The sequence below is a fragment of the Mycobacterium fragae genome, assembly GCF_002102185.1.
Classification (GTDB): domain Bacteria; phylum Actinomycetota; class Actinomycetes; order Mycobacteriales; family Mycobacteriaceae; genus Mycobacterium; species Mycobacterium fragae.
Genome location: NZ_LQOW01000025.1, coordinates 116,574 through 140,576, shown reverse-complemented (window position 1 = coordinate 140,576; position 24,003 = coordinate 116,574). Strand labels below are relative to the sequence as shown.

Annotated in this window: 21 protein-coding genes and 1 pseudogene; 11 read left to right on the top strand and 11 right to left on the bottom strand. The window is 66.1% G+C overall.

What is annotated here, in order from left to right:
* The first annotated feature begins 27 nt into the window (after nucleotides 1-27).
* Nucleotides 28-1,143, top strand: coding sequence for a trehalose-phosphatase (gene otsB, locus AWC06_RS13870; protein ID WP_085198664.1), 1,116 nt, complete (start codon nucleotides 28-30; stop codon nucleotides 1,141-1,143).
* 11 nt (nucleotides 1,144-1,154) lie between these two features.
* Here otsB and AWC06_RS13865 read toward each other — a convergent pair whose 3' ends face one another.
* Together AWC06_RS13865 and AWC06_RS13860 are read right to left on the bottom strand one after the other, a co-directional pair.
* On the bottom strand, nucleotides 1,155-1,460 hold the full coding sequence (locus tag AWC06_RS13865; protein ID WP_085198465.1) for a hypothetical protein: 306 nt from the start codon (nucleotides 1,458-1,460) through the stop codon (nucleotides 1,155-1,157).
* 29 nt (nucleotides 1,461-1,489) lie between these two features.
* On the bottom strand, nucleotides 1,490-2,362 hold the full coding sequence (locus AWC06_RS13860; protein WP_085198662.1) for a MaoC/PaaZ C-terminal domain-containing protein: 873 nt from the start codon (nucleotides 2,360-2,362) through the stop codon (nucleotides 1,490-1,492).
* Between the two features lie 131 nt (nucleotides 2,363-2,493).
* Between AWC06_RS13860 and AWC06_RS13855 the strand changes: the two genes are divergently transcribed.
* The 4 genes from AWC06_RS13855 to AWC06_RS13840 are packed head-to-tail and all read left to right on the top strand — an operon-like array spanning nucleotide 2,494 to nucleotide 6,935.
* Nucleotides 2,494-3,204, top strand: coding sequence for a histidine phosphatase family protein (locus AWC06_RS13855; RefSeq protein WP_085198463.1), 711 nt, complete (start codon nucleotides 2,494-2,496; stop codon nucleotides 3,202-3,204).
* A 59-nt stretch (nucleotides 3,205-3,263) separates the two neighbouring features.
* Nucleotides 3,264-5,285 (top strand): SDR family oxidoreductase, encoded by a 2,022-nt coding sequence (locus tag AWC06_RS13850; RefSeq protein ID WP_085198659.1) that lies wholly within the window; start codon nucleotides 3,264-3,266, stop codon nucleotides 5,283-5,285.
* 49 nt (nucleotides 5,286-5,334) lie between these two features.
* The gene (locus tag AWC06_RS13845; protein ID WP_085198661.1) at nucleotides 5,335-5,979 is read left to right on the top strand and encodes a 2OG-Fe dioxygenase family protein; all 645 of its coding nucleotides are present in this window, start codon (nucleotides 5,335-5,337) and stop codon (nucleotides 5,977-5,979) included.
* Nucleotides 5,976-6,935 (top strand): nucleoside hydrolase, encoded by a 960-nt coding sequence (locus AWC06_RS13840; protein WP_085198461.1) that lies wholly within the window; start codon nucleotides 5,976-5,978, stop codon nucleotides 6,933-6,935. The genes AWC06_RS13845 and AWC06_RS13840 overlap by 4 nt, the downstream gene beginning before the upstream one ends.
* A gap of 74 nt (nucleotides 6,936-7,009) precedes the next feature.
* Here AWC06_RS13840 and AWC06_RS13835 read toward each other — a convergent pair whose 3' ends face one another.
* The 6 genes from AWC06_RS13835 to AWC06_RS13810 all read right to left on the bottom strand — a co-directional run bounded on the left by AWC06_RS13835 (nucleotide 7,010) and on the right by AWC06_RS13810 (nucleotide 14,652).
* Nucleotides 7,010-8,545, bottom strand: coding sequence for a Y-family DNA polymerase (locus tag AWC06_RS13835; RefSeq protein WP_085198459.1), 1,536 nt, complete (start codon nucleotides 8,543-8,545; stop codon nucleotides 7,010-7,012).
* A gap of 33 nt (nucleotides 8,546-8,578) precedes the next feature.
* Entirely contained in the window at nucleotides 8,579-9,211 is a 633-nt protein-coding gene (locus AWC06_RS13830; protein ID WP_085198457.1) for a hypothetical protein, read from the bottom strand.
* Between the two features lie 206 nt (nucleotides 9,212-9,417).
* Nucleotides 9,418-11,004 (bottom strand): glutamine-hydrolyzing GMP synthase, encoded by a 1,587-nt coding sequence (gene guaA, locus AWC06_RS13825; protein ID WP_085198455.1) that lies wholly within the window; start codon nucleotides 11,002-11,004, stop codon nucleotides 9,418-9,420.
* Between the two features lie 5 nt (nucleotides 11,005-11,009).
* On the bottom strand, nucleotides 11,010-11,390 hold the full coding sequence (locus AWC06_RS13820) for an SRPBCC family protein (RefSeq protein ID WP_085198453.1): 381 nt from the start codon (nucleotides 11,388-11,390) through the stop codon (nucleotides 11,010-11,012).
* Nucleotides 11,387-14,224, bottom strand: coding sequence for an MMPL/RND family transporter (locus tag AWC06_RS13815; RefSeq protein ID WP_085198451.1), 2,838 nt, complete (start codon nucleotides 14,222-14,224; stop codon nucleotides 11,387-11,389). The genes AWC06_RS13820 and AWC06_RS13815 overlap by 4 nt, the downstream gene beginning before the upstream one ends.
* Nucleotides 14,224-14,652 carry an MmpS family transport accessory protein gene (locus AWC06_RS13810; protein ID WP_085198449.1) on the bottom strand — a complete coding sequence of 143 codons (429 nt, stop codon included), beginning with the start codon at nucleotides 14,650-14,652 and terminating at the stop codon, nucleotides 14,224-14,226. Before AWC06_RS13810 ends, AWC06_RS13815 begins: the two co-directional genes overlap by 1 nt.
* 261 nt (nucleotides 14,653-14,913) lie before the next feature.
* On the opposite strand from AWC06_RS13810, the gene AWC06_RS13805 reads away from it, so the two are divergent.
* The 3 genes from AWC06_RS13805 to AWC06_RS13795 are packed head-to-tail and all read left to right on the top strand — an operon-like array spanning nucleotide 14,914 to nucleotide 17,183.
* Nucleotides 14,914-15,717 carry an SDR family NAD(P)-dependent oxidoreductase gene (locus AWC06_RS13805; RefSeq protein ID WP_169715354.1) on the top strand — a complete coding sequence of 268 codons (804 nt, stop codon included), beginning with the start codon at nucleotides 14,914-14,916 and terminating at the stop codon, nucleotides 15,715-15,717.
* A 14-nt stretch (nucleotides 15,718-15,731) separates the two neighbouring features.
* Nucleotides 15,732-16,571: an SDR family oxidoreductase gene (locus tag AWC06_RS13800; RefSeq protein WP_085198445.1), complete on the top strand. Its 840-nt coding sequence runs from the start codon at nucleotides 15,732-15,734 to the stop codon at nucleotides 16,569-16,571.
* A gap of 12 nt (nucleotides 16,572-16,583) precedes the next feature.
* Complete coding sequence (locus AWC06_RS13795) at nucleotides 16,584-17,183, top strand: TetR/AcrR family transcriptional regulator (protein ID WP_085198443.1); 600 nt, start codon at nucleotides 16,584-16,586, stop codon at nucleotides 17,181-17,183.
* 10 nt (nucleotides 17,184-17,193) lie between these two features.
* Here the strand turns inward: AWC06_RS13795 and AWC06_RS13790 are convergent, their stop codons facing one another.
* Entirely contained in the window at nucleotides 17,194-17,751 is a 558-nt protein-coding gene (locus AWC06_RS13790; RefSeq protein WP_085198441.1) for a TetR/AcrR family transcriptional regulator, read from the bottom strand.
* A gap of 18 nt (nucleotides 17,752-17,769) precedes the next feature.
* Between AWC06_RS13790 and AWC06_RS13785 the strand changes: the two genes are divergently transcribed.
* The 3 genes and pseudogenes from AWC06_RS13785 (at nucleotide 17,770) to AWC06_RS13775 (ending at nucleotide 21,899) form a co-directional block, all read left to right on the top strand.
* Nucleotides 17,770-18,666, top strand: coding sequence for a TauD/TfdA dioxygenase family protein (locus AWC06_RS13785; protein WP_085198439.1), 897 nt, complete (start codon nucleotides 17,770-17,772; stop codon nucleotides 18,664-18,666).
* A 60-nt stretch (nucleotides 18,667-18,726) separates the two neighbouring features.
* Nucleotides 18,727-19,502, top strand: a pseudogene (locus AWC06_RS13780) (beta-phosphoglucomutase family hydrolase); the annotation flags it as partial.
* Between the two features lie 9 nt (nucleotides 19,503-19,511).
* The gene (locus AWC06_RS13775) at nucleotides 19,512-21,899 is read left to right on the top strand and encodes a glycoside hydrolase family 65 protein (RefSeq protein ID WP_085198435.1); all 2,388 of its coding nucleotides are present in this window, start codon (nucleotides 19,512-19,514) and stop codon (nucleotides 21,897-21,899) included.
* A gap of 8 nt (nucleotides 21,900-21,907) precedes the next feature.
* Here AWC06_RS13775 and AWC06_RS13770 read toward each other — a convergent pair whose 3' ends face one another.
* Together AWC06_RS13770 and AWC06_RS13765 are read right to left on the bottom strand one after the other, a co-directional pair.
* On the bottom strand, nucleotides 21,908-22,219 hold the full coding sequence (locus tag AWC06_RS13770) for a hypothetical protein (RefSeq protein ID WP_085198433.1): 312 nt from the start codon (nucleotides 22,217-22,219) through the stop codon (nucleotides 21,908-21,910).
* A 45-nt stretch (nucleotides 22,220-22,264) separates the two neighbouring features.
* Entirely contained in the window at nucleotides 22,265-24,001 is a 1,737-nt protein-coding gene (locus AWC06_RS13765) for a GMC oxidoreductase (protein WP_085198430.1), read from the bottom strand.
* Nucleotides 24,002-24,003 lie beyond the last annotated feature (2 nt).

The following is a 24,003-nucleotide window of genomic DNA, read 5'->3' as shown; positions in this document are numbered from 1 at the left end:
ATCGGCGACGCACCTAATGTCATGGGCATGTCGGTCACCATCGACCCGCGCCGCCACGACGCGGTGCTTTTCGACGTGGGTGACCTGACCACCGACGCCACGCTGCTGACCCGGCTGAAGCAGGCCGGTGTGGTCACCAAGCCCATCGAGGCGGCGAACCGGCTGGCGGTGCAGCCGGGCCGGTGTGCCGTCGTCACCTCTACCGCGGACGGCGTCGCGGCTGGCCGGGCCGGCGGATTCGCGCTGGTGATCGGTGTCGACGCGACCGGGCACGGCGACGAGCTGCGCCGCCGGGGCGCCGACGCCGTCGTCGCCGGTCTGGGTGAAATCGCTGTGCGCACAGGCGACCGCCGGATGTCCGAGCTGCCCGACGCGCTGGCGGTCCTCGATGTGGTGAGCGGGCAACACCCCGCGGTGTTCTTCGACTTCGACGGGACGCTCTCCGAGATCGTCAACGACCCCGACGCTGCTCGGCTCTTCGAGGGCGCCGCCGATGCGTTGACGACGTTGGCTTCCCGGTGCCCGGTCGCAATTTTGTCCGGCCGCGATCTCGCCGACGTACGGCAGCGCGTCGACCTACCCGGCATCTGGTATGCCGGCAGCCATGGTTTCGAGCTGATCGGGTCTGACGGCGCACACCACCAGAATCCGGAGGCGGCGGCAAGCATTCCGGTGCTGGAGCAGGCGGCCGCGGAACTCGCCGACCAGCTCGGCGGCATCCCGGGTGTGGCAGTGGAGCACAAGCGGTTTGGCGTTGCCGTGCATTACCGCAACGCCGGCCGTGACCGCGTCGGCGAGGTGACTGCGGCGGTGCGCGCCGCCGGGCAGCGCACGGCGCTGCGGGTCACGACGGGGCGCGAGGTCATCGAGCTGCGCCCAAACGTGGACTGGGACAAGGGAAAAGCTCTTCATTGGGTGCTCGATCACATTCGTGACGCCGGAGCCGGTCCCATGCTGCCGATCTATCTCGGCGATGACATCACCGACGAGGACGCGTTCGACGCAGTGCACGACGACGGCATCGGGATCCTGGTGCGGCACGGCGACGACGGCGACCGCGCTACCGCCGCGCGGTATGCGTTGGACAACCCCGAACGGGTGCGCGACTTCACCGAGCAGCTGGCGCGCCGGCTCGGCGGCTGAGCACGGGATCGTCAGTCGCCTTTGTTCTTGTCCTTGTCCTTCTCTTGATCCTCGTCTTTGCCTTTGTCTTCGTCCTTGGCCTTGTCTTCGTCCTTGGCCTTGTCTTCGTCCTTGCCTTCCTCGTCGCTTCCCTCGCGGTCTTCGCCTTTGCCTTTATCCGCGGTCAGCTCGAGGGTGGCCCAATGACTCGGGGAGAGGAACACCGTCCACTTCCCCGCCTCGCGTCCCAACTTGACGACCCCGTTTTCGACTTCCCATTTGGTGTTGTCGTCGTAGTCGGTCTCTTGCCCGTCGCTGTAAGTGAGTTTGAATGCCATGGCCGCAGGCTGCCACGCGGACGGCCCCGCTAAACCTCGGTGTATTCCGCGGCGCCATCGTCCAACACCACCCGCACATCGCTGCCGTCGGGTGCGGAGGCTTCGGTGCGGAACACCGCCTGGCCGGCCTCGGTACACCAGATCGACGTGGTCAGGGTCTCGCCCGGGAAGCACGGCGACGAGAACCTTGCGGCGATCGACGTGATCGCGCTGGCGTCGCCCTTGCCGAGCTCGGCGACCAACGCCCGGCCCGCGAAACCATATGTGCACAGCCCGTGCATGATCGGCTTGGGGAAGCCGGCCATCTCCTTGGCGAACCACGGGTCGCTGTGCAGTGGATTGCGGTCGCCGGAGAGCCGGTAAATCAGGGCCTGATCCTCCCGGGTGGGCAACGCGATGCGGGCGTCGGGCTCCCGGTCGGGGATCTCCGGAGCCGGCGGGCGCTTACCCGGTTCGCCCCCGAAGCCGCCGGCCCCGCGCACCACGAAGGTCGTCAGCGTCTCCGCAACCAGCGCTCCCGATTCGGGATCGTTACCCTGCGCGCGCAGCACGACGATCGCGTTCTTGCCCTCGCCCTTGTCCTGGATGTCGGCGACCTCGGAAACCACCGACAACTTTCCAGCGACCGGAAGCGGTGCATGCAGCCGGATGCCCTGCGAACCGTGTAAAAGCATGGCCCAGTTGAACTTTCCGACCTTCGACGCCGCCGCAAAGCCCGGGCAACAGATCACCGCGTAGGTCGGCAGCACCTGTTGGGTGATGCCGTGGCTGTTGTCGGTGGTGAAGGACAAATCATCGACTCCGGCGCCGACACCGAGGGCGTAGAGCATGGTGTCGCGGTCGGTCCACTCGAACAGGATCGGGTCGGCTTTGGCGCCGATGGCCTTCGGATCGATCGCCATGCGTGTCTCCTCTCGATCGTTTTTCGGGCGTCCCGGCCAGTCCCGCCATTTCATCACTCGAGGTGGTTTTTCTTGACCCCAACCCCGGCAAACGCTTCACACCGACGCCCTCGACAGGGCAGGCTATCCGCATGCCCAACCGCACCCGCACCGTCATCGTCAAGGCGGCTGCCGCATTGGCCGCGGTCATAGCCATCGGCGCCTGCTCGGGAACACCGCATGTTCGCAGCATCACCTTGACCTTCGTCCGGCACGCCCAGTCCGAGAGCAACGCCCAAGGGATGATCAACACCGACGTTCCCGGTCCTGGCCTCACCGAGGAGGGCCGGGGGCAAGCCCAGCAGCTCGCCCATCAGCTCGTGCGCTACAAGTACGACGGCGTCTACGCCTCCGACATGGTCCGCACCTCGCAGACCGCTGAGCCACTGGCCCACGAACTCGGCAAGCAGGTCATAATCCTGCCGGGTCTGCGGGAAATCGACGCCGGCTGGTACAACGACACCTCGAGAAAGACGGAGGACTTGACCTACCTCCTCGCGCCGGCGCAGTGGCTCAACGGCGACCTCAAGGACGCCATCCCGGGCTCGATCAGCGGTAAGCAGTTCAACGACCAGTTCACCGCTGCCGTGCAAAAGATCTACGACAGCGGCAACAGCAAACCGGTGGCCTTCTCGCACGGCGAGGCGATCATGTATTGGACGTTGCTGAACGTCAAGAACCCCAAGGACAGCCTGGCGAAAACCCATCGGCTGCCCAACGGCGGCCGGGTGGTGATCAGTGGCAGCCCGTCGACCGGATGGACGTTAGAGGACTGGGACGGCATCCGCGACTTCAGCTACTGAGCGGCGATCGCGTCACACTTCGTTGACTGACGCTGGTGACAGCGGTCACCATGGTTCGCATGCGCTATGTCGTTACCGGCGGTACCGGGTTTATCGGGCGTCGAGTCGTGTCCCGGCTGCTGGACGTCCGCCCGGACGCCGAGGTGTGGGTGCTGGTACGCCGCGCGTCGCTGGGCCGTTTCGAGCGGTTGGCGGGCGATTGGGGTGAGCGGGTAAAACCAGTGGTCGGCGATCTGGCCGAGGCGGATCTCGGGTTGACCGGAGAGACCATCGCCCAGCTGGAGAACGTCGACCACGTGGTGCACTGTGCGGCGATCTATGACATCACCGCATCCGATGCTGAGCAGCGCGCCGCCAACGTGCACGGCACCCGCGCGGTGATCGATCTGGCGCGTCGGCTCGACGCGACGCTGCATCACGTGTCGTCGATCGCGGTGGCCGGAGACTTCCGCGGCGAGTACACCGAGGCGGATTTCGACGTCGGCCAACAGCTGCCGACGCCGTATCACCAGACGAAGTTCGAAGCCGAGTCGCTGGTGCGCTCGATGCCAGGACTGCGCTATCGGATCTACCGGCCGGCGGTGGTGGTCGGTGATTCGCGCACCGGCGAGATGGACAAAATCGACGGCCCGTACTACTTCTTTCCCGTCTTGGCCAAGCTGGCGGTGCTGCCGCGGTTTACCCCGATCATGCTGCCCGACACCGGGCGCACCAACATCGTGCCGGTCGACTACGTCGTCGATGCCCTGGTCGCATTGCTGCACGCCGACGGACGAGATGGGCAAACGTTCCATCTGACCGCGCCGAAAACCATTGGGCTGCGGGGCATTTACCGCAGCATCGCCGCCGAGGCCGGGCTGCCGCCGCTGCGCGGGTCGCTGCCGCGCTCGGTGGCAGCGCCGGTGCTCAAGGTACGCGGCCGGCCCAAGGTGTGGCGCAATATGGCGGCCACCCAACTCGGCATCCCCGCCGAGGTTCTCGACGTCGTCGACCTCGCCCCCACCTTCACCTCCGAGGAGACGCGGAAAGCGTTGCAGGGGACGGGCATCCCCAACATCCGAGTTCCCGAGTTCGCTTCCTACGCGCCGAAGCTGTGGCGGTACTGGGCCGAACACCTCGACCCGGACCGGGCCCGTCGCGACGACCCGGCAGGCCCGCTGGTCGGTCGGCACGTGGTCATCACCGGCGCCTCCAGCGGCATCGGCCGGGCGTCGGCCATCGCAGTCGCCGAGCGCGGCGCCACCGTGTTCGCACTGGCCCGCAACGGGGAGGCGCTCGACGATCTGGTCGCCGAGATCCGCGCCGCCGGCGGCAAGGCCTATGCCTTCACCTGCGATGTCACCGACTCTGGGTCGGTGGAACACACTGTCAAGGACATCCTGGGCCGCTTCGATCATGTCGACTACCTGGTGAACAACGCCGGTCGGTCGATCCGCCGGTCGGTGGTCAATTCGACCGAGCGGCTGCACGACTACGAGCGGGTGATGGCGGTCAACTATTTCGGCGCCGTGCGCATGGTGCTGGCATTGCTGCCGCACTGGCGTGAACGCCGATTCGGGCACGTCGTCAACGTGTCCAGTGCCGGGGTGCAGGCGCGCAGCCCGAAGTACAGCTCGTATCTGCCCACCAAGGCGGCGCTGGATGCGTTCGCCGAAGTGGTGTCATCGGAGACACTGTCCGACCACATCACGTTCACCAACATCCACATGCCGCTGGTGGCCACACCGATGATCGTGCCGTCGCGGCGGCTCAACCCGATGCGGGCCATCAGCCCGGAGCACGCCGCGGCGATGGTGGTGCGCGGCTTGATAGAGAAGCCGGCGCGCATCGACACCCCGCTGGGCACGCTGGCCGAGGCCGGCAACTACTTCACCCCTAAGCTGTCGCGACGGATTCTGCATCAGCTCTATCTGGGCTACCCCGACTCGGCGGCCGCGCGCGGGCTGGAGCCGTCAGAACCTGTTGCGCCGCAGCGGTCGTCACGGCGTCGGCCGAAGCGCCCGGTCCGTGCCGTCGCCCGGATGCGGGTTCCGGGCCCGGTAAAGCGGGCAGTGCGTTTGGTCCCGGGCGTGCATTGGTAATCCGATTGGCGTGAATGCCGCTCTGCTCGCCGCGACGGGCGTGTTGTTGATGCCGCCGGCCGACCTGGCGCGCAATCTCGGCGTGTCCGACGACGTGTGGGCGCGGTTCGCCGCGCACTGGGATGAACTGGCGCCGGACCCCTACGCGGCCGAGCTGGGCATGCAACGGTTGCGCCGCTACGGCCATTACACGTTTCGCGACGGGGTCGCCACGCCGATGCCCAACGGCGCATTCGTGCAGCCGCAAGACTCCAACCCGCTCTACATCGAGCGGGATCGCCACTTCGAGCCGCTGACTGACGCGTTCGCCGGCGATCCGCTGCTGCCCGAGTTGCTCACGCTGCTCGGTCGGTTCGCGACGACGCTCGACGACGCCGCCGAATGGACCGTCAAGGTACATCCGTTCCGAGTCCTGGCCTCGGCGAACGGGGAGGGCCGGCCGACGCCGGAGGGTCTGCATCGCGACGGTGTCACGTTGGTGACCTCGCTGCTGATCGCTCGACGCAACGCGGTCGGCGGCGAAAGCACGGTGTTCGACCTTGGGGGCCGGCAACTGCTGAGCACCACACTCGATGAGCCTGGAACGCTGTTGCTCGGCGACGACCGTCGCACCGTGCACGGCGTTTCACCCATTCGCCCGGTCGACGACTCGACGCCCGCACTGCGCGACGTCCTGGTAATAACGTTTGCGTGAACGCATCACCGGTTTTCGCTGACGTCGACACCGGTGTCGACGATGCGCTGGCGTTGGTGTACATGCTGGGCCATGCGCAGGCCGAGCTGGTCGGCATCGCCTCGACCGGCGGCAATGTGGCAGTCGAGCAGGTCTGCGAAAACAACCTCGGCCTGCTGGAGCTCTGCCGGGTCGGCGACATTCCGGTGTCCAAGGGCGCCGATCAGCCGCTGAGCTGCCCGATGTGTCCCCCGGGAAAAGCGCACGGCCCCAAGGGTTTAGGGTATGCCGAGCTGCCGTCGACGGACCGCCGGCTCACCGCCCACGACGCCGCGACGGCCTGGGTCGAGGCGGCACATGCCCATCCCGGAGAGTTGATCGGCGTGGCCACCGGCCCGTTGACCAACCTGGCGCTGGCGTTGCGTGCCGAGCCGACGCTGCCCACCCTGCTGCGCCGGCTGGTGATCATGGGCGGGGCCTACGACTATCGCGGCAACACCAATCCGGTTGCCGAATGGAACATCAGCGTCGATCCCGAGGCGGCCGCCGAGGTGTTCGCGGGATGGGTTGGCGCCGAGCGTCTTCCAATACTCTGCGGGCTGGAGTTGACCCAACGCATTGCGATGACGCCAGAGCATCTGGCGCGGTTGGGGACAACGGGTCGTCTGGTGCGGTTCATCGAAGACGCGATGCGGTTCTACTTCGAGGCCCACCGCGACGCCGGCTACGGGTATCTGGCGCACTTGCATGACCCGTTGGCGGCGGCGGTTGCACTGGATCCCCAGCTGGTAACGACTCGGCCGGCGACGGTGGATGTGGAGTTGGCCGGCACGCTGACCCGCGGTATGACGGTAACCGACTGGTCGGGCCGCTGGGGCCGAGAACCCAACGCGCTCATCGGAGTTGGCGTTGACCCAACGGTGTTCTTCGACCAATTCATCGACCGGGTGGGCGCGTTCGCGCGGCGGCTGGGCTAGTTCGCCGAACGTGTAATCAGGGCGGGATTCTCGCGATTTTTTCGCCGTGGCTACACGCTCGGCGCAAAGCCGGGTTACTCATAGATTCCTTCCAGATACCATCGCCGCTGGCGATAGCACAGCAGCAGCGCCTTGCCGGGATCGCCGTCCAGCAGCACCTGGGCCCGGGCGGTGCGACCTTTGGCTTGCTCCGGATTCCACCACCGTTCGTCGACCGACCATGGGCCGGCCCACCAACTCAGCCGGTCGTCATGATCACGGGCGGTCAGCCGCGCCGGGTCGGCAGAGAACAGCCCCCGGCTGGTCACGCGTATCGAATTGCCTTGGGCATCAAGTAATTCCACCGGATCGTCGAGCAGCACCGTCGGCGACGGCTCAGGCAGCTGACCCGGCCATGGCCGATTCGGGTCGGCCTGTGGCACCGGTTCGTCGCCCAGCGGTGTCAGCGTGATGCGCTCGGCCGGCCCACGACCGCCGGACAGCACCGGCACTTGCACCGCCTCCGGGCCGAGCAGGCCCTGCACCCGCACCAGCGCCCGACGGGCCCGCATCCTGTCCTCCTCGCCAAGACCGCCCCACAGCGGTAGCTGCAGCGCCCCGGCCGACACCACCTCTATCGCCTCCAGCCGCAGCAGCGTCACCGGGGCAGTCGGCCGGTCTTCGGCGGTCCGCTTGTTCAGCCATCCGTCCAGCTGCCAGCGCACCCGATCGGCCGTGGCATCCTCGGTCAACGGCTCGGCGCATCGCCACACCCGGCTCAGCTCTTCACCGTTGGCGGTCACGGCGTGGATGGCCAGCCGGGTGCATCCCACTCCGGCGGCCATCAACGTCTGATGCAATGTGCTGGCCAGCGAGCGGCCGGCAAATGCGGCGGCGTCGACCCGGTCGATCGGCGGGTCGCAGTCCAGCACGGCATCGAGTTCGGCCGGCAGCTCACGCCCGGATGGCCCGCGTTCCGGCTCACCGCGGGCGAACCGGTGTGCGCTTACCGCGTCGGCGCCGAACCGGGAAGCGACGTCGGTGCGCGGCAGCGTGGCGAACTGCCCGATGGTGCGAATCCCCATCCGCCACAACAGATCCACCAGATCGTCTCGCCCCGGACCGGACAGACTGGGCTCGGTGGCCAGTTGGCGGATCGACAGCACCGACAGAAACCGGGCGTCTTCTCCCGGCTGCACGACACGACCCGCGCGGGCGGCGAACACCGCGGTGGACAACCGGTCGGCGATCCCGACCTGACACTCGGCGCCGGCCGCGGCCACCGCGTCGATCAGCCGTTCGGCCGCCTGCTGCTCGGAACCGAAAAACCGGGCCGCCCCGCGCACCGGCAACGCCGCCAGGCCGGGTCGTAGCACCTCGGCGCGGGGCGCCACATCGTCCACCGCCGCGACCACCCCTTCGAAGAACCGGGCGTCGCGGTCGGCGTCCGCGGTCACGACGTGCAGTTGTGGGCAGCAGGCCGCCGCCTCCCGTCGTCGTAGCCCTCGCCGCACCCCAGCCGAACGAGCGGCCGACGAGCAGGCGATCACCCGGTTGGCCAGCGTGACGGCGACCGGAGCCGTCGCGGGCAGGCCGGCGGCCGCCGCGGCGGCGACCGCCGGCCAGTCCATACACCAGATCGCCAGCACCCGGGAGGACACCGACTACCCCGCCCGTATCCGCCTGATCGCCCGGCCCCGGGCGCACACGTCGAGCCGCACCTGACGGATCCGCCCAAAGCCGGGCGCGCCGGTCTCGTAACCGCAGACCCGGGCCTCCAGCCGCATCGACGCCCCCTGCCAGTCACCGTCGGTGACCAGCAGGGTGCAGCCCTTCTGATGCGCGCGGGCCACCACCGCCCGCGCCCGGGTCATTGGCACCGTGCGCCCGCCCAGACCGAGCAGCACCAGATCCATCCCGTCCATGAGTACCGCGGCCACCTCCACGGGATCGGTTCCGGCATCGGGTATCACCGCGAGCCGACTCAGGTCCGCCCCCATCTCCACGGCGGCCAGCAACCCGACATCCGGCTGGCCGACGATCGCCGCGTTACCGCCGGCGGCCGTCACCGCGGCCACCATGCTCAGCGGCAGCGACCGGGCTCCCGACAGCACCGCCACGGTTCCCCGGGGCAACGCCTCGGGCAACACATCGGCCAGCATCGGCGGGATCGGCAGCCGGGCTTCCAGCTGGGGCGACGGGCTCTGGGAGCCCACCGCCCCGGACACCGCCGCCATCTGCCGGCGCAGCCGTTTCAGCTGCTCAGCACGGTTCTCCTGGACTACGGCCGCCGTCATATGCCTTCTCACTATGTTCGAATATATGTTCGATACCAGTGAGTCAACACCTGCCCACCGACAACCGTCAAGCGATGGGTACAGCTGTGGCAAATGGTGTTTCTGTGGGTCCGGACGGGCACCGGGATTCGCCCAGACTTAAACCAGTGCGACTCCCTGCGGCGTGTTGTCGCAACCGATTAAGTGTCGCAAAAGAGGGCGAAAACCTACTCCCATTCGATGGTCCCGGGCGGCTTGCTGGTGACATCCAGCACCACCCGATTGACCTCGACGACCTCGTTGGTGATCCGCGTCGAGATGCGCTCGAGCACCTCGTAGGGCACCCGGGTCCAGTCGGCGGTCATGGCGTCCTCGCTGGACACCGGTCGCAGCACGATCGGGTGCCCGTAGGTTCGGCCGTCGCCCTGCACGCCCACCGAGCGAATGTCGGCCAAAAGCACGACCGGGCACTGCCAGATCTGGTTGTCCAGTCCGGCCACCGTCAGCTCCTCGCGCGCGATCGCATCGGCGCGCCGCAGCGTTTCCAATCGCGCCGCAGTGACCTCGCCGACAATCCGGATGGCCAACCCCGGACCCGGAAACGGCTGGCGCGCAACGATTTCCTCCGGGAGGCCCAACTCCCGGCCCACCGCGCGCACCTCGTCCTTGAACAGCAGCCGCAACGGCTCGACGAGTTTGAACTTCAGGTCACCGGGCAGGCCGCCGACATTGTGGTGGCTTTTGATGTTCGCCGCCCCGGCGCCGCCACCGGACTCCACCACGTCCGGGTACAGCGTGCCCTGGACCAAAAAGTCAATCGTCTTGTCCCCCTGGTCTTTTAGGACATCCCGCACTGCACCCTCGAACGCCCGGATGAACTGGCGACCGATGATCTTGCGCTTGCCCTCCGGATTGGTCACCCCGGACAGCGCCTCGAGGAATCTGTCCGCGGCGTCGACGGTGACCAGATTGGCGCCGGTGGCGGCCACGAAATCGCGCTGCACCTGCGCGCGCTCGCCGGCGCGCAGCAGTCCGTGGTCGACGAACACACACGTCAGCCGGTCCCCGATGGCACGCTGCACCAGCGCCGCGGCGACCGCAGAATCCACCCCGCCGGACAACCCGCAGATCGTGTGACCGTCGCCGACCTGGTTACGCACCTGCTCGACCAGCACACCGGCGATGCCGGCCGGCGTCCAATCCGGGCCGATGCCGGCGAAGTCATGCAGGAACCTGCTGAGCACCTGCTGCCCATGCGGGGTGTGCATCACCTCCGGGTGGTACTGCACACCGGCCAACCGCCGGGACCGGTTCTCGAAGGCGGCGACCGGGGAACCCGCGCTGGTGGCCACCACGTCGAACCCCTCCGGCGCCGACGTGACGGCGTCACCATGGCTCATCCACACCGGCTGAACGGCGGGCAGGTCCGAATGCAGCTCACCGCCAAGGACTTTCAGTTCGGTCCGGCCGTATTCACTGGTCTCGGTGTGCGCGACGGCGCCGCCGAGCGCCTGCGCCATGGCCTGGAACCCGTAGCAGATACCGAACACCGGCAGACCCAGCTCGAACAACGCCGGGTCGAGTTGCGGCGCGCCCTCGGCGTACACGCTGGCCGGGCCGCCGGAAAGCACCACCGCCTGCGGGTCACGGGCCTTGATGTCTTCGATCGAGGCGGTGTGCGGGATCACCTCCGAGAACACCCGGGCCTCGCGCACCCGCCGAGCGATCAACTGCGCATACTGCGCGCCGAAATCGACCACCAGCACGGGACGGCTGGGCGCTCTGGCCGCATCGGGATCGGCAGGTCCGGCCATGGCAGTCAGCTTAGTGGCTGCGGCTCGACCCAGGTTCTGGTGTGGTTCAGCAGCGTGGTTTCTTCGGTGAGGTGGACCAGATCGAACTCGACCGACATGGTGGGCAGGTTTTCCGCGTACTGCAGCCAGCACAACCGCCGCGGTGCTTCTACTGAGATCACGCGACAGAGCGCGATGTCGTCGTGGCCGACACGGTGCCGGATTAGCCGAAACGACGTGCCTACCTGAAGCCGTTCCTCGTCGCCGGCAGATTCCACGGCGTCCCAGGCGTCGTACCACTCGGTGATACTGGCGACGGTGGTGATCAGTTCCCACACCCTGGCGGGCGGTGCGGCGAGGCGTATCGACTTCGACAGTGTGCGGTTGCTGGCGCGCCGGAACATCATGAACGCGCGCTTTCGGCGACGTCCTTGCTTGAAATGGATTCGGGCACGGAGTGTCTCGCGATGCGAGGCCGGGTGCCCACCCGTTGAGGCCACCAGAACCAGCGTCCGAGCAGGGCGGCGATCGACGGTGTCATGAGTGATCGCACGATCAACGTGTCGAAGAGCAATCCAATGCCGACGGTTGTGCCGAACTGGCCGATCATCCGCAGATCGCTGAATACAAAGGAAGACATCGTGAATGCGAACACCAGACCGGCAGAGGTCACCACCGCTCCCGTTCCCGCCATGGCGCGGATGATTCCGGTCTTGATTCCGGCGCCGATTTCCTCTTTGAACCGTGAGACCAGCAATAGGTTGTAGTCCGACCCAACCGCCAACAGGACGATCAGTGCCATCGCGATCACCAGCCAGTGCAAGGGGACGCCAAGGATGACTTGCCAGATGAGCACCGATAGTCCGAACGATGATCCCAGCGACAGCAACACAGTACCGATGATCACCAGGGCGGCAATCATACTGCGGGTGATGATCAGCATGATGGCCAGAATCAGGCAGGCCGCGGCGATCCCGGCTATCAGCAAATCGAATCTGGCCGCGTCACTCATGTCCTTGTAGGTCGCGGCGGTGCCGCCAAGAGAGACCTTGGCATCCTCCAAGGGAGTTCCCTTGACGGCGTGACGAGCGGCTTTTTTGATTGCCTCGACATGCGAAATACCTTGCGGGGTAGCTGGATCCCCGTCGTGGGTGACGATGAATCGTGCGGCCTTGCCGTCAGGCGTGAGGAACATCGCCAGACCGCGTTTGAAGTCGGGGTTGGCGAACACTTCCGGCGGTAGGTAGAAGGAGTCATCGTCTTTCGCCGCGTCGAAGGCTTTCCCCATCGCCGACGCGTTCTGCTGTGCAGCATCCATCTGATCGAGCAGGCCGGCGAAAGTGCTGTACATGGTCATCGTCATGGTGCGCATAGTGGTGGTGGCGTCGATGATCGGCGGCAGCAGCGAGATCAGCTGCGGCATCAGGGCATCCAGCTTGTCGGTGTCTTTGACCAGACCGCCCAGATCGTCGGTGAGCTGGTCAACGCCGTCGAGCGAGTCGAATACTGATCGCAGCGCCCAGCAGATAGGGATGTCGAAGCAGTGCTTCTCCCAAGAAAAGTAGCCGCGCAGCGGCCTGAAAAAGTCGTCGAAATCGGCAATGCGATCGCGCACGTCGTTGGTGTCGGCGACGATCTGCCTGGTTTGTCCCGCGACATCGTGCGTAGTGTCAGCCAGTTGGCGCATCATGGTCAGCATGCGTTGCATGGTGTCGATGACGCCCGTCATCTGATCAGCGATCGCCCGCATGTCGGCCATGCGGTCGTGCATGTACTTCATGTTCTCGGTCAACGTGGTGCCTTGCATGCTGATCTGAAATGGAATGGAAGTGTGTGCGATTGGCGTGCCCAACGGTCTGGTGATGGCCTGAACGCGAGCGACGCCGTCTGCCCCGAAGATGCTCCTGGCCACCCTGTCGAGGACGAGCATGTCGGCGGGATTGCGCATGTCGTGGTCGGTCTCGATCAACAGCAGGTCGGGATTTAACCGCGCCGGCGAGAAGTGCCGGTCCGCTGCCGCGTAGCCGATGTTGGACGGGGTGCTCGCGGGTAGGTACTTGCCGTCGTTGTAACTGGTCGTGAATGACGGCAGGGCAAGCAGCCCGACGAGAGCCGTCGCGCATGTCGCCGCGAGTATCGGCGCGGGCCAACGGACGACAGCCGTACCTACCCGTCGCCATCCCCGCGTCTTGATTTTCCGTTTCGGATCGAACAGCCCGAATCGGCTGCCAAGGGTGAGGATGGCCGGACCCAACGTCAGCGCGCCCGCCACCATGATGAGCATCCCGATCGCACATGGCGCGCCGAGGGTTTGAAAATAGGGCAGCCTCGTGAAGCTGAGACAGAACATCGCGCCGGCGATGGTCAGCCCCGAGCCCAGAACCACATGGGCGCTGCCACGAAACATGGTGTAGTAAGCGTCTTCCGGGTTCTGCCCGAGTTGACGGGCCTCTTGATATCGGCCGACGACGAAGATCGCGTAGTCGGTGCCAGCGGCGATGGCAAGTACCGGAAGGAGTTGAACCGCGAACGTCGAAAGCGCGATGATGCCGTGGCTGCCGAGGAACGCGATCAGCCCTTGCATAGCAGGTAATTCGACGAAGACCATCAGCAGCGTCAGTAGGACGGTGACCAAGGAGCGGTAGACGATCAGCAGCATCACGACGATGACCCCGACCGTCACCACCATCACCTTGGGCGCACTCTTGTTGCCGAACTCCAACTGATCCGTAGTGACCGCCGCTGGGCCGGCGACATATGCCCTGACTCCGTCGGGCGGCGGCGCGGTGGACACGATGCGCCGGACGGCGTCGACGGACTCGTTGGCCAGTGTCTCGCCTTGCCGACCGGCAAGGAAGACCTGGACGTAGGCGGCCTTTCCGTCGGCGCTTTGCGACCCAGCCGCAGTGAGCGGGTCGCCCCAGAAGTCTTGGATGTGCTCGACGTGCTTGTGGTCTTGTGACAGTTTGCGAATCAGCTCGTGGTAAAACTGATGCGCCGCAACGTCTAGCGGGGTCCGGCCCTCCAAGACGACCATGACCGCGCTGTCGGTATCGAATTCTCTGAACACATGGCCGATGCGCTTCATGGCTTGTACCGCCGGTGCGTCCTCGGGGCTCATCGACACGGCGCGAGCTTCTCCGACCGCTTCCAGTTGCGGGACAACAATATTGGTTACCGCGGCAAGTCCCAGCCAGAACAACAGGATCGGCGCCGAAAGCCAGCGAACCATTCGCGCCATCACGCGGATTTGACCAGGCAGAAGGTTTGCGGGTGGATTCCCGCGACGGTCCGTTGATCCTTGATATGGCCGTTTACCGTGATTCGGCAGCCGATGACCGCACCATCACCCTGTGCAACAACATTGACGCTGACCGCCGGGGCCGTAGTGGCCACGCTGTACGTCCACGGTAGCCGCCTACCGTCCACACGCTGGGGCGTGGCGTCGACGTCGAGGTAATTGATGTCGGCCACGCTGCCGGCCGCGCCGAAGACCTCCAGCATCACGTGCTTGGGGTTGAACGGCCTGATGTCGTCGGCCTGGGCGCGCACGGCGGACGTCGCACCACGCTCGGTGAACGCCCCGTGCAGTCGGTAGACGGCGAAACCCGCGATGACGAACAAGACCGTGATGACGAGAGGAACCCACGCGCGCTTGACGATCACCATTCGCTGTCGCCCATCCCTTCCCGACGATATTGGTCAGATAACCAACTAGGTGGAGTGTAACCATGCCGGTGCGATCGAACAACCGTTAGCAATTCACCTTTACAAAACTGCTGTAAAGAGGCGAGATTGGCCTCATCCGGCCTGCTACGAGCCAGCCGCGAAACTACGCGGGGTCGGGAGACCTTGCCAGCGGGGCCACTTCTGCAGTAAGTTGTGTAACTAACTACATCTCCCAACGAATGACGAATGAGGAGTCAAACCATGCGTGTCAGTGCAGATCAGTTCGGCCCGTGGGCGGTCGTGACGGGCGCATCATCGGGAATCGGGCGTGAATTCGCCCATCAGCTTGCCGCGGCAGGCATCAACGTGGTACTGGTCGCGCGGCGGCTAGCCATGCTGGAGGACTTGGCCGCTACGCTGGCCGAGCACTATGACGTGGGCAGTCGCGTCATTGACGTCGACCTGGCCGACCCGGGCATGCTGACCCCAATCGCCGAGGCCACCAACGACCTCGACGTCGGGTTGCTGGTGTCGAAGGCGGGCGCGCTCCTGCCCGGCCCATTCGTGGACTCCGACCTCCAGGCGCAGCGCGCGGTCCTGAGGCTCAACACCGCCGCGCATTTGGGGTTGAGCCACCACTTCGGCGGACGACTAGCCCGCCGTGGCCGCGGCGGGATCGTGCTGGTGTCCGCGCTGGGAGCTATCCATGGGGTGCCCTACCTCGCGCACACCGCGGCGACCAAGGCCTACGTGGCCAGCCTCGGCGCCGGCCTGCACGGCGAGCTGGCCAAGCACGGAGTGCACGTGACTGTGCTGCACCCGGGACCCACCCGCACCCCGGCGCTGGCCGAGTTCGGTCTGGACCCCGACAAAATGCCGATCCCGCCCATGGCGCCACATGACTGTGTCCGCGAGGCGCTTCGTGCGCTGGAGCGCAACCGCGCCCGCTGCATCCCGGGCCGAATCAACCGGGTTACCACCGCGCTGGTGCCACCGGCGCTGACCCGCTCGATGATGTCACGCATGTTGTTGAGGCCCGCAACCGTCGGTGCCGCAGCCGAATAGGCATCGCAGCGCTCATGGACAAGCCAGTCTGCCTCATCACCGGCGCCACCGACGGCATCGGCAAGGTCACCGCGACAGCGCTTGCAAGACAGGGCTATGCCGTCGTGCTGGCCGCACGCAACGAAGCCAAAGCCGCAACCGTCACAAGGGAAATCGCCGTGGCGACCGGCAACCACGATGTCGACTACCTCATCGCCGACCTCAGGTCCCTGGTCGAACTGCACCGGCTGGCCGATACGTTCACAGTCCGCTACCCGCGCCTGGACGTTCTGATCAACAACGCCGCCACCGTCATGCCGGGACGCGAGCTGACCGGGGACGGCTACGAGACGACCTTCCAGGTCAACTACCTCTCACAGTTCTACCTCACCCACTTGCTGCTCGACGAACTGAAGAGGAGCCCGCAGGGCAGGATCGTCAACCTGAGCTCGAGCGTGTACCGCGTGGGCAAGTTCGAACCGGACAACCTGCAAGGCGAGCAACGATTTTCGACCATCGGCGCATATGCGGCCTCCAAGCTTCTCGTGCTGCTGTTCACCATCGAGTTGGCGCACCGGCTGGCGTCCACGCGGGTCACCGCGAACGCCGTGCATCCAGGGATCGTCAGGACACCGATGATGCTGGATGCCCCGAAAGTCCTCCTCCGAGCGATCTCCTATGCGGCGCTGCCGTTTTCGCTCTCCCCGGACAAGGGCGCCGCCACCTCGGTCTTCCTTGCCTCTTCCGCAGAACCAGCGCAGCTCTCCGGCCAATACTTCGCGCGCGCAAAATCCAAGCCTGTGAAGACCTCCTACAACACATCGGAGAACAGGAACTTGTTGTGGGCCCTCAGCATGGATGCGTGCCGTCTATAGTCCGTGAGTGATATGGCTGACTCAACCGACGCCGACGAAGCCGCCGCGCCCAAGCCTCCGGGCAAGCGGGAGCGACTGATCGCCGCCGCGTGCGACCTGTTCTACCGCCAGGGCATAGCCGGCACCACACTGGCGCACATCGCGGAGGCCGCCGAGGTGCCGCTGGGCAACATGTACTACTACTTCAAGAGCAAAGACGACATCGTGGCCGCCGTCGTCGAGACGCGGACCGAGGAAATCCGATCCGCAACCGCCGCCCTGCAGCGCCGCCACGGCAGCCCCAAGGCTCGGCTCAAGGCGCTCGTGGGCGTGCTGGCCGAGTCACGCGACACAATCGCCGACCACGGCTGTCCGTACGGGACCCTCTGTACCGACCTCGCGAACCAGCCGGGCCAATCGCCTGCACTGACCGCTCCGCTGATGCAGACCCTGCTGGACTGGACCGAGCAGCAATTCCACGCTATGGGCCGTCGCGACGCCCACGACCTTGCGCTCGAACTCGTGATCGCGTACCAGGGCAGCGCGGTCCTCACGAATGCCTTGGCCCAGCCCGAACTCATGGCCCATGAGGCCCGGCGCCTCGAAAAGTGGATCAACGCAATCCAGGTGTGATCGCCCCGACTCAGTGCGGCTCGACGATCCGGGCCACCTCGGCGGCCACCGCCTGCCGCAGCTCCGCGTCCGTCAGCTCCTCGATCCCGGCGGCCGACCGCAAAAACGGCGCGAACAACCTCCAGCCCAGTTGCAGAGCAACGGCATTGGCGACGGCCAGCCGGGCATCAAGGTCGCTGTCATGTCGCGGCCGGACCTGGTCGAGTAGCAACGCCATGGTGGGAAATCGCGTCTGCAGCTCACCCGCGGGATAACCGTCGAGCAGCGTTCGGGCCATCACCCGCATGTGCCGGTCGAGCGCGCGTTCGACCTCGTCGTCGGGCGCACCGGCGTCCAGCAGCTCGATCATGCGCACACCCATGTAGTCGAGCACCGCCCCGACCAACTGCTCCTTGGTGCCGAAGTGGCGAAACACCAGCCCGTGGTTCACCTTGGAGCGCGCAGCCACGTCGCGGATGGATGTCGCGGCCGGACCGCGCTCGGCGAACAGCTCCACCGCCGCAGCCAGGACGGCCGCCGCGACCTGTTCTCGGCCGACCGGCTTCCGCGTTGACGCGTGTGTAGTCATGTGACTACAGTAGCGGACATGACCACGACGCAACTGGCTGTCACGAAATTGGGCAGCCGTATCGGCGCACGCATCGATGGCGTGCGGCTTTCCGGGCAGCTCGACCCGGACACGGTCGCCGAGATCCGCAGCGCGCTGCTGCGCCACAAGGTGATCTTCTTCCGGGGCCAGTACCACCTCGACGATGCCGCCCAGCACGCCTTCGCCAAACTGCTTGGCACTCCGATCGCTCACCCGACCATCCAGCAGGACGACGCGCCGATCATCACGCCGATCGACTCCGAATACGGCTCGGCCAACCGCTGGCACACCGACGTCACGTTCGTCGCGAACTATCCCGCCGCGTCGATCCTGCGCGCGGTCAGCCTGCCGAGCTATGGCGGATCGACGCTGTGGGCGTCCACCGCGGCGGGCTACCAGGAGTTGCCGGAGCCGTTCAAGCACCTCGCCGAGAATCTCTGGGCGTTGCACAGCAACCGCTACGACTATGTGGTCGTATCTCGGCCGGAGACCGACGGGCAAAAAGCGCATCGGGCGACGTTCGAAAAACCGGACTTCCGCACCGAACATCCGGTAGTGCGGGTGCACCCTGAGACCGGTGAACGCACGCTGGTGGCCGGGTATTTCGTGCGCGGTTTCATCGGTCTCGACGACTACGAGTCCCACGTGCTGCTCGAGCTGCTGCAGCGGCGAATCACCCAGCCCGAGAACACCATCCGCTGGAACTGGGAGGCAGGCGATGTTGCCATTTGGGACAACCGCGCAACCCAGCATCGGGCCATCGACGACTACGACGACCAGCGTCGGCTCATGCACCGGGTTACGGTGATGGGCGACGTGCCCGTCGACGTGCACGGCCAACGCAGCCGAGTGATCAGCGGCGCGCCGTTGCAGGCACTCAAGAGCCCGGCGTAGCCGAATCGTCACAGCGGCGGGAAAATACCGTCACCCCGGCAGCGGACATGGTGAAGTGGTAACTGGTCACGCCCGAACGACCCCTGAAAGCGAGGTCCGCTGTGCTGGGTCTGCCCGAGACGGTGCATGCCTGTCTGTTTGATCTCGACGGTGTGCTCACCGACACCGCAAGCGTCCACACCAAGGCCTGGAAGGCCATGTTCGACGACTTTCTCCAAAAACGGGCCGAGCGCACCGGCGAGAAATTCGTCCCCTTCGACCCGGCCAGCGACTACCGGCAATATGTGGACGGCAAGAAACGCGAAGACGGGGTCCGGTCGTTTCTGGCCAGCCGCGGCATCGAACTGCCAGAGGGCAGCCCCGACGATCCGCCGGACGCCGAGACCGTGTACGGCCTGGGCAACCGCAAAAACGACGCGTTCCAGGAGACGCTGCACCGCGACGGTGTCGAGGTTTTCGACGGGTCTCGGCGCTACCTGGAAAAGGTTGCCGCCGCAGGTCTTGCCACGGCGGTGGTGTCCTCCAGCGCCAACACCCGCGACGTGCTGGAGATCACCGGCCTGGACCGATTCATCCAACAACGGGTGGACGGCGTGACGCTGCGAGAGGAACACATCGCGGGCAAGCCGGCGCCCGACTCGTTTCTGCGGGCGGCGCAACTGCTCAAGGTCGACGCGGGCGCGGCGGCGGTCTTCGAGGACGCGCTGTCCGGTGTCGAGGCCGGTCGGGCCGGAAACTTCGGATTCGTGGTCGGCGTCGACCGGGTCGGCCAAGCCGAGGATCTGCGGCGCAATGGCGCCGACGTGGTCGTCACCGATCTCGCCGAACTGCTCTAGGACGCCAACATGATCACTGAAGAGGCCTTCCCCGTCGAACCCTGGCAGGTGCGCGAAACCCGCCTCGACTTGAACCTGTTGGCCCAATCGGAGTCGCTGTTCGCCCTGTCCAACGGACACATCGGACTGCGCGGCAACTTCGACGAGGGTGAGCCGCACGGCCTACCCGGCACATACCTCAACTCGTTCTACGAAGTCCGGCCGCTGCCGTATGCGGAAGCCGGTTTCGGCTATCCGGAAGCCGGCCAGACCGTCGTCGACGTCTCCAACGGCAAGCTGTTGCGCCTCATGGTCGATGACGAGCTGTTCGATGTCCGCTACGGCGAGCTGATCCACCATGAGCGCATCCTCGACCTGCGCGCCGGAACACTGGTCCGCCACGCGCACTGGCGTTCGCCCGCCGGCAAGCAGGTGAAAATCGAGTCGACTCGGTTGGTGTCGTTGTCGCAGCGCAGCGTTGCCGCCATCGAGTACGTGGTGGAGGCACTCGACGAATTCGTCCGGATCACCGTGCAATCCGAGCTCGTCACCAACGAGGACCAGCCAGAGATCTCCAAGGATCCACGGGTGTCGGCCGTCTTGGACAAGCCGCTGGAGGCCGTCGACCACGAGACGACCGAAAACCGAGCCATGCTGATGCACCGCACCCGGGCCAGCGGACTGATGATGTCCGCCGTGATGGACCATGAGATCGAGGTCCCGGGGCGGGTCGAGGTCAACACCGAGGCGCGTCCCGACTTGGCCCGCACCACGGTGATCTGCGGACTGCGCCCCGGGCAGAAGCTGCGGATCGTGAAGTATCTGGCCTACGGATGGTCGAGCCTGCGCTCCCGTCCCGCCCTGCGCGATCAGGCCGCCGGCGCGCTGACCGGTGCCCGCTACAGCGGATGGCAGGGCCTGTTGGATGCCCAGCGCGAATACCTCGACAAATTCTGGGACGCCGCAGATGTCGAAGTCGAAGGCGATCCGGTTGTCCAACAGGCGGTGCGGTTCGGGCTCTTCCACCTGCTGCAGGCGAGCGCGCGCGCCGAACGACGCGGGATCGCCAGCAAGGGACTGACCGGCACCGGTTACGACGGCCACGTCTTTTGGGACACCGAGGGATACGTGTTGCCCGTCCTCACCTACACCGCGCCGCATGCGGCGGCCGATGCGCTGCGGTGGCGGGCGTCGACGCTCGACCTGGCCAAGGACCGGGCCGCCGAACTGGGTCTGGAAGGGGCGGCATTTCCCTGGCGGACGATCCGCGGCCAGGAGTGCTCAGGCTATTGGCCGGCCGGCACGGCAGCTTTCCACATCAACGCCGACATCGCGATGGCGTTCGAGCGGTATCGCATCGTCACCGGCGACGAGTCGCTCGAAGAGGACTGCGGGCTTGAGGTGCTCATCGAAACCGCCCGGCTGTGGCATTCGCTCGGACACCACGACCGCCACGGCGTCTGGCACCTCGACGGCGTCACCGGGCCTGACGAATACACCGCGATCGTCCGCGACAACGTGTTCACGAATTTGATGGCGGCGCACAATCTGCGAGTGGCCGCCGAGGCGTGCGCCCGCCATCCGGAAAAGGCTCACGCGATGGGTGTCAGCACCGAGGAGACCGCCGCGTGGCGCGATGCGGCCAACGCGGCTCACATCCCATACGACGAAGAGCTGGGGGTGCACCAGCAGAACGAAGGCTTCACCACCTATGCGGAGTGGGACTTCGACAAAAACACCACCTATCCGCTGTTGCTGCACGAGCCCTACGTGCGGCTCTACCCCTCTCAGGTGATCAAGCAGGCCGACCTGGTGTTGGCAATGCAGTGGCAAAGTCATGCGTTCACCCCCGAACAGAAGGCCCGCAACGTCGACTACTACGAGCGGCGCATGGTGCGTGACTCGTCGCTGTCGGCGTGCACCCAAGCGGTGATGTGCGCCGAGGTCGGGCACATGGAGCTGGCCCACGACTACACCTATGAGGCGGCGCTGATCGACCTGCGCGACCTGCACGCCAACACTCGCGACGGCTTGCACATGGCGTCGCTGGCCGGAGCGTGGACCGCGCTGGTGGCCGGTTTCGGTGGCCTGCGCGACGACGAGGGCATCCTGTCGCTCGACCCGCATCTGCCGGATTCCTTCGCGTGCCTGCGGTTTCGGTTGATGTGGCAGGAATACCGGTTGACCGTCTGCGCCACCCACGACGACGTCACCTACACCCTGCGCGACGGGCCCGACGGTGAGCTGACGATCCGCCACGCCGGCGAAGAGCTGAAGCTGAGTACGGAGGAGCCGACGACGGTTGCCGTACGGGTTCGCGAGCCGCTGCTACCGCCGCCGTCGCAGCCGCCAGGGCGGGAGCCGGTACACCGGCGCGCCGTCGCATCCAAGAGGTTTCCGGTCAGCCAGCCGAGCTGATCAGGAAATCACACGAGCCCGGTGATCACGGCAAGGATCGCGGCAAACCACGCCAACACAGCGGCCAGCACACACAACGACCCCAACGCCATCAACTTGTCGCTGCGCGGGGCCTGCTGATTCATCATGACTTTGGGGCTTCGTGGCATGCGGCGAAACACGTCCCCCCACTCCACCCGTGACGTGGCCCGCTTGAATCCGGTGGGATCACCCGCCACGCGGTCGGTCGGCGCCACCCCGGCGCCGTTCGCGAAGAGCACCAGTCCAACCACAAACATCACTGCGCCGACGATGAAGCACACCAAGGCGAGCCAAAACATGCATTCAGCGTTGCCCCCGATGTGCTGTCTTCAAACACCGGCAGGCTAACCAGCCGAGCTGACCGGCTCGATCGGCAGCCACCGCAACGCCCCGGGAGCGTCGGCGGGCACCACCGGCTGCTTCGGTGCGATCGGGTCGAGCCGGCGATACGGCTCGCCCTGGCGCGGCCGCAGGTCCTCCTGGCCCTTGTTCGGCCACAGCGAGGCAGCGCGTTCGGCTTGCGCGGTGATCGAAAGTGACGGATTGACACCGAGATTCGCCGAAACCGCGGCGCCGTCGTGCACCGACAGGGTCGGATATCCGTACACCCGCTGATACGGGTCGATCACCCCGTGCTCGGGGCTGTCGCCGATGACCGCACCGCCGAGGAAATGCGCGGTCAGCGGGATGTTGAACAGCTCACCCCACGTTCCGCCCGCCACGCCGTCGATCTTCTTGGCGATACGGCGCGTGACCTCGTTGCCGACCGGAATCCAGGTCGGGTTCGGTTCACCGTGTCCCTGCTTGCTGTAGTAGCGGCGGAAACCGAGCCTGCTGCGTTTGGTGAACGTGGTGATCGAGTTGTCCAAGTGTTGCATCACCAGCGCGATCATCGTGCGCTCGCTCCAGTGCCGGGGATTGAGCAGCCGCAGCGTTCCCCGCGGGTCCTCGCCGGCGTTGTGCAACAGCTGCTTCCAGCGCGGCACATCGGTGCCCTCGGGGCCGGGTCCGTCGGTCATCAACGTCTGCAACAACCCCATGGCGTTGGAGCCCTTGCCGTAGCGAACCGGTTCGATGTGGGTGTCCGACGTCGGGTGGATCGACGACGTGATCGCCACCCCGTGGGTGAGGTCGAGATCCGGTGAGACTTCGAGCTTTCCGGCGCCGACGATCGACTCGGAATTGGTGCGGGTCAACACCCCGAGCTTTTCGGACAACTTGGGGAGCTTGCCCTTGTCGCGCATCTTGAACAGCAGCTTCTGGGTGTTGAACGTCCCGGCCGCCAGCACCAAATGCTGGGCGGTGAAGGTGCGCCGTTTCCTGCGCAGCCAACGTCCGGTGCGCACGGTATGTACCTGCCAGAGGCCGTCGGCCCGCTGCTCGAAGCCGGTGACCGTAGTCATCGGATGTACTTGTGCCCCTGCGGATTCCGCGAGGTAGAGGTAATTCTTGACCAGTGTGTTCTTGGCGTTGTGGCGACAGCCGGTCATGCACTCGCCGACTTCGCGGCAGCCGGTGCGCGCCGGCCCCGCCCCGCCGAAGTACGGGTCCGGCACGGTCTTGCCGGGCGCCTTCTGCCCGTCCGGGCCGAAGAACACCCCGACCGGGGTGGGCACGAACGTATCGCCGACGCCCATCTCCTCGGCGACCTCCTTGACGATGCGGTCGGCGTCGGTGAACGTCGGGTTCTTGACCACGCCGAGCATTCGCTGCGCCTGGTCGTAGTGCGGCATCAGCTCGGCGCGCCAGTCGGTAATGTGCGACCACTGCCTGTCGGCGAAGAACGGCTGTGGCGGCACGTAGAGCGTGTTGGCGTAGTTCAGCGATCCGCCGCCGACACCCGCGCCGGCCAGGATCATGACGTTGCGCAGCAGGTGGATTCGCTGAATGCCGTAGCAGCCAAGTTTCGGCGCCCACAGAAACTTGCGCAGATTCCACGAAGTCTTGGCGAAGTCCTCGTCGGAGAAGCGGCGGCCGGCCTCGAGCACTCCGACGCGATAGCCCTTTTCCGTCAGCCGCAACGCGGTGACGCTGCCCCCGAAACCCGACCCGATGATGAGGACGTCGTAATCCGGTTCCATCG

What these genes read in the sequence shown, in the direction of transcription:
- otsB (WP_085198664.1), top strand. Translation starts at nt 28, where the DNA reads ATGTCGGTCACCATCGACCCGCGCCGCCACGACGCGGTGCTTTTCGAC.
- AWC06_RS13865 (WP_085198465.1), bottom strand. Translation starts at nt 1,460, where the DNA reads ATGGCATTCAAACTCACTTACAGCGACGGGCAAGAGACCGACTACGAC.
- AWC06_RS13860 (WP_085198662.1), bottom strand. Translation starts at nt 2,362, where the DNA reads ATGGCGATCGATCCGAAGGCCATCGGCGCCAAAGCCGACCCGATCCTG.
- AWC06_RS13855 (WP_085198463.1), top strand. Translation starts at nt 2,494, where the DNA reads ATGCCCAACCGCACCCGCACCGTCATCGTCAAGGCGGCTGCCGCATTG.
- AWC06_RS13850 (WP_085198659.1), top strand. Translation starts at nt 3,264, where the DNA reads ATGCGCTATGTCGTTACCGGCGGTACCGGGTTTATCGGGCGTCGAGTC.
- AWC06_RS13845 (WP_085198661.1), top strand. Translation starts at nt 5,335, where the DNA reads ATGCCGCCGGCCGACCTGGCGCGCAATCTCGGCGTGTCCGACGACGTG.
- AWC06_RS13835 (WP_085198459.1), bottom strand. Translation starts at nt 8,545, where the DNA reads ATGGACTGGCCGGCGGTCGCCGCCGCGGCGGCCGCCGGCCTGCCCGCG.
- AWC06_RS13830 (WP_085198457.1), bottom strand. Translation starts at nt 9,211, where the DNA reads ATGACGGCGGCCGTAGTCCAGGAGAACCGTGCTGAGCAGCTGAAACGG.
- guaA (WP_085198455.1), bottom strand. Translation starts at nt 11,004, where the DNA reads ATGGCCGGACCTGCCGATCCCGATGCGGCCAGAGCGCCCAGCCGTCCC.
- AWC06_RS13820 (WP_085198453.1), bottom strand. Translation starts at nt 11,390, where the DNA reads ATGATGTTCCGGCGCGCCAGCAACCGCACACTGTCGAAGTCGATACGC.
- AWC06_RS13815 (WP_085198451.1), bottom strand. Translation starts at nt 14,224, where the DNA reads ATGGCGCGAATGGTTCGCTGGCTTTCGGCGCCGATCCTGTTGTTCTGG.
- AWC06_RS13810 (WP_085198449.1), bottom strand. Translation starts at nt 14,652, where the DNA reads ATGGTGATCGTCAAGCGCGCGTGGGTTCCTCTCGTCATCACGGTCTTG.
- AWC06_RS13805 (WP_169715354.1), top strand. Translation starts at nt 14,914, where the DNA reads ATGCGTGTCAGTGCAGATCAGTTCGGCCCGTGGGCGGTCGTGACGGGC.
- AWC06_RS13800 (WP_085198445.1), top strand. Translation starts at nt 15,732, where the DNA reads ATGGACAAGCCAGTCTGCCTCATCACCGGCGCCACCGACGGCATCGGC.
- AWC06_RS13795 (WP_085198443.1), top strand. Translation starts at nt 16,584, where the DNA reads ATGGCTGACTCAACCGACGCCGACGAAGCCGCCGCGCCCAAGCCTCCG.
- AWC06_RS13790 (WP_085198441.1), bottom strand. Translation starts at nt 17,751, where the DNA reads ATGACTACACACGCGTCAACGCGGAAGCCGGTCGGCCGAGAACAGGTC.
- AWC06_RS13785 (WP_085198439.1), top strand. Translation starts at nt 17,770, where the DNA reads ATGACCACGACGCAACTGGCTGTCACGAAATTGGGCAGCCGTATCGGC.
- AWC06_RS13775 (WP_085198435.1), top strand. Translation starts at nt 19,512, where the DNA reads ATGATCACTGAAGAGGCCTTCCCCGTCGAACCCTGGCAGGTGCGCGAA.
- AWC06_RS13770 (WP_085198433.1), bottom strand. Translation starts at nt 22,219, where the DNA reads ATGTTTTGGCTCGCCTTGGTGTGCTTCATCGTCGGCGCAGTGATGTTT.
- AWC06_RS13765 (WP_085198430.1), bottom strand. Translation starts at nt 24,001, where the DNA reads ATGGAACCGGATTACGACGTCCTCATCATCGGGTCGGGTTTCGGGGGC.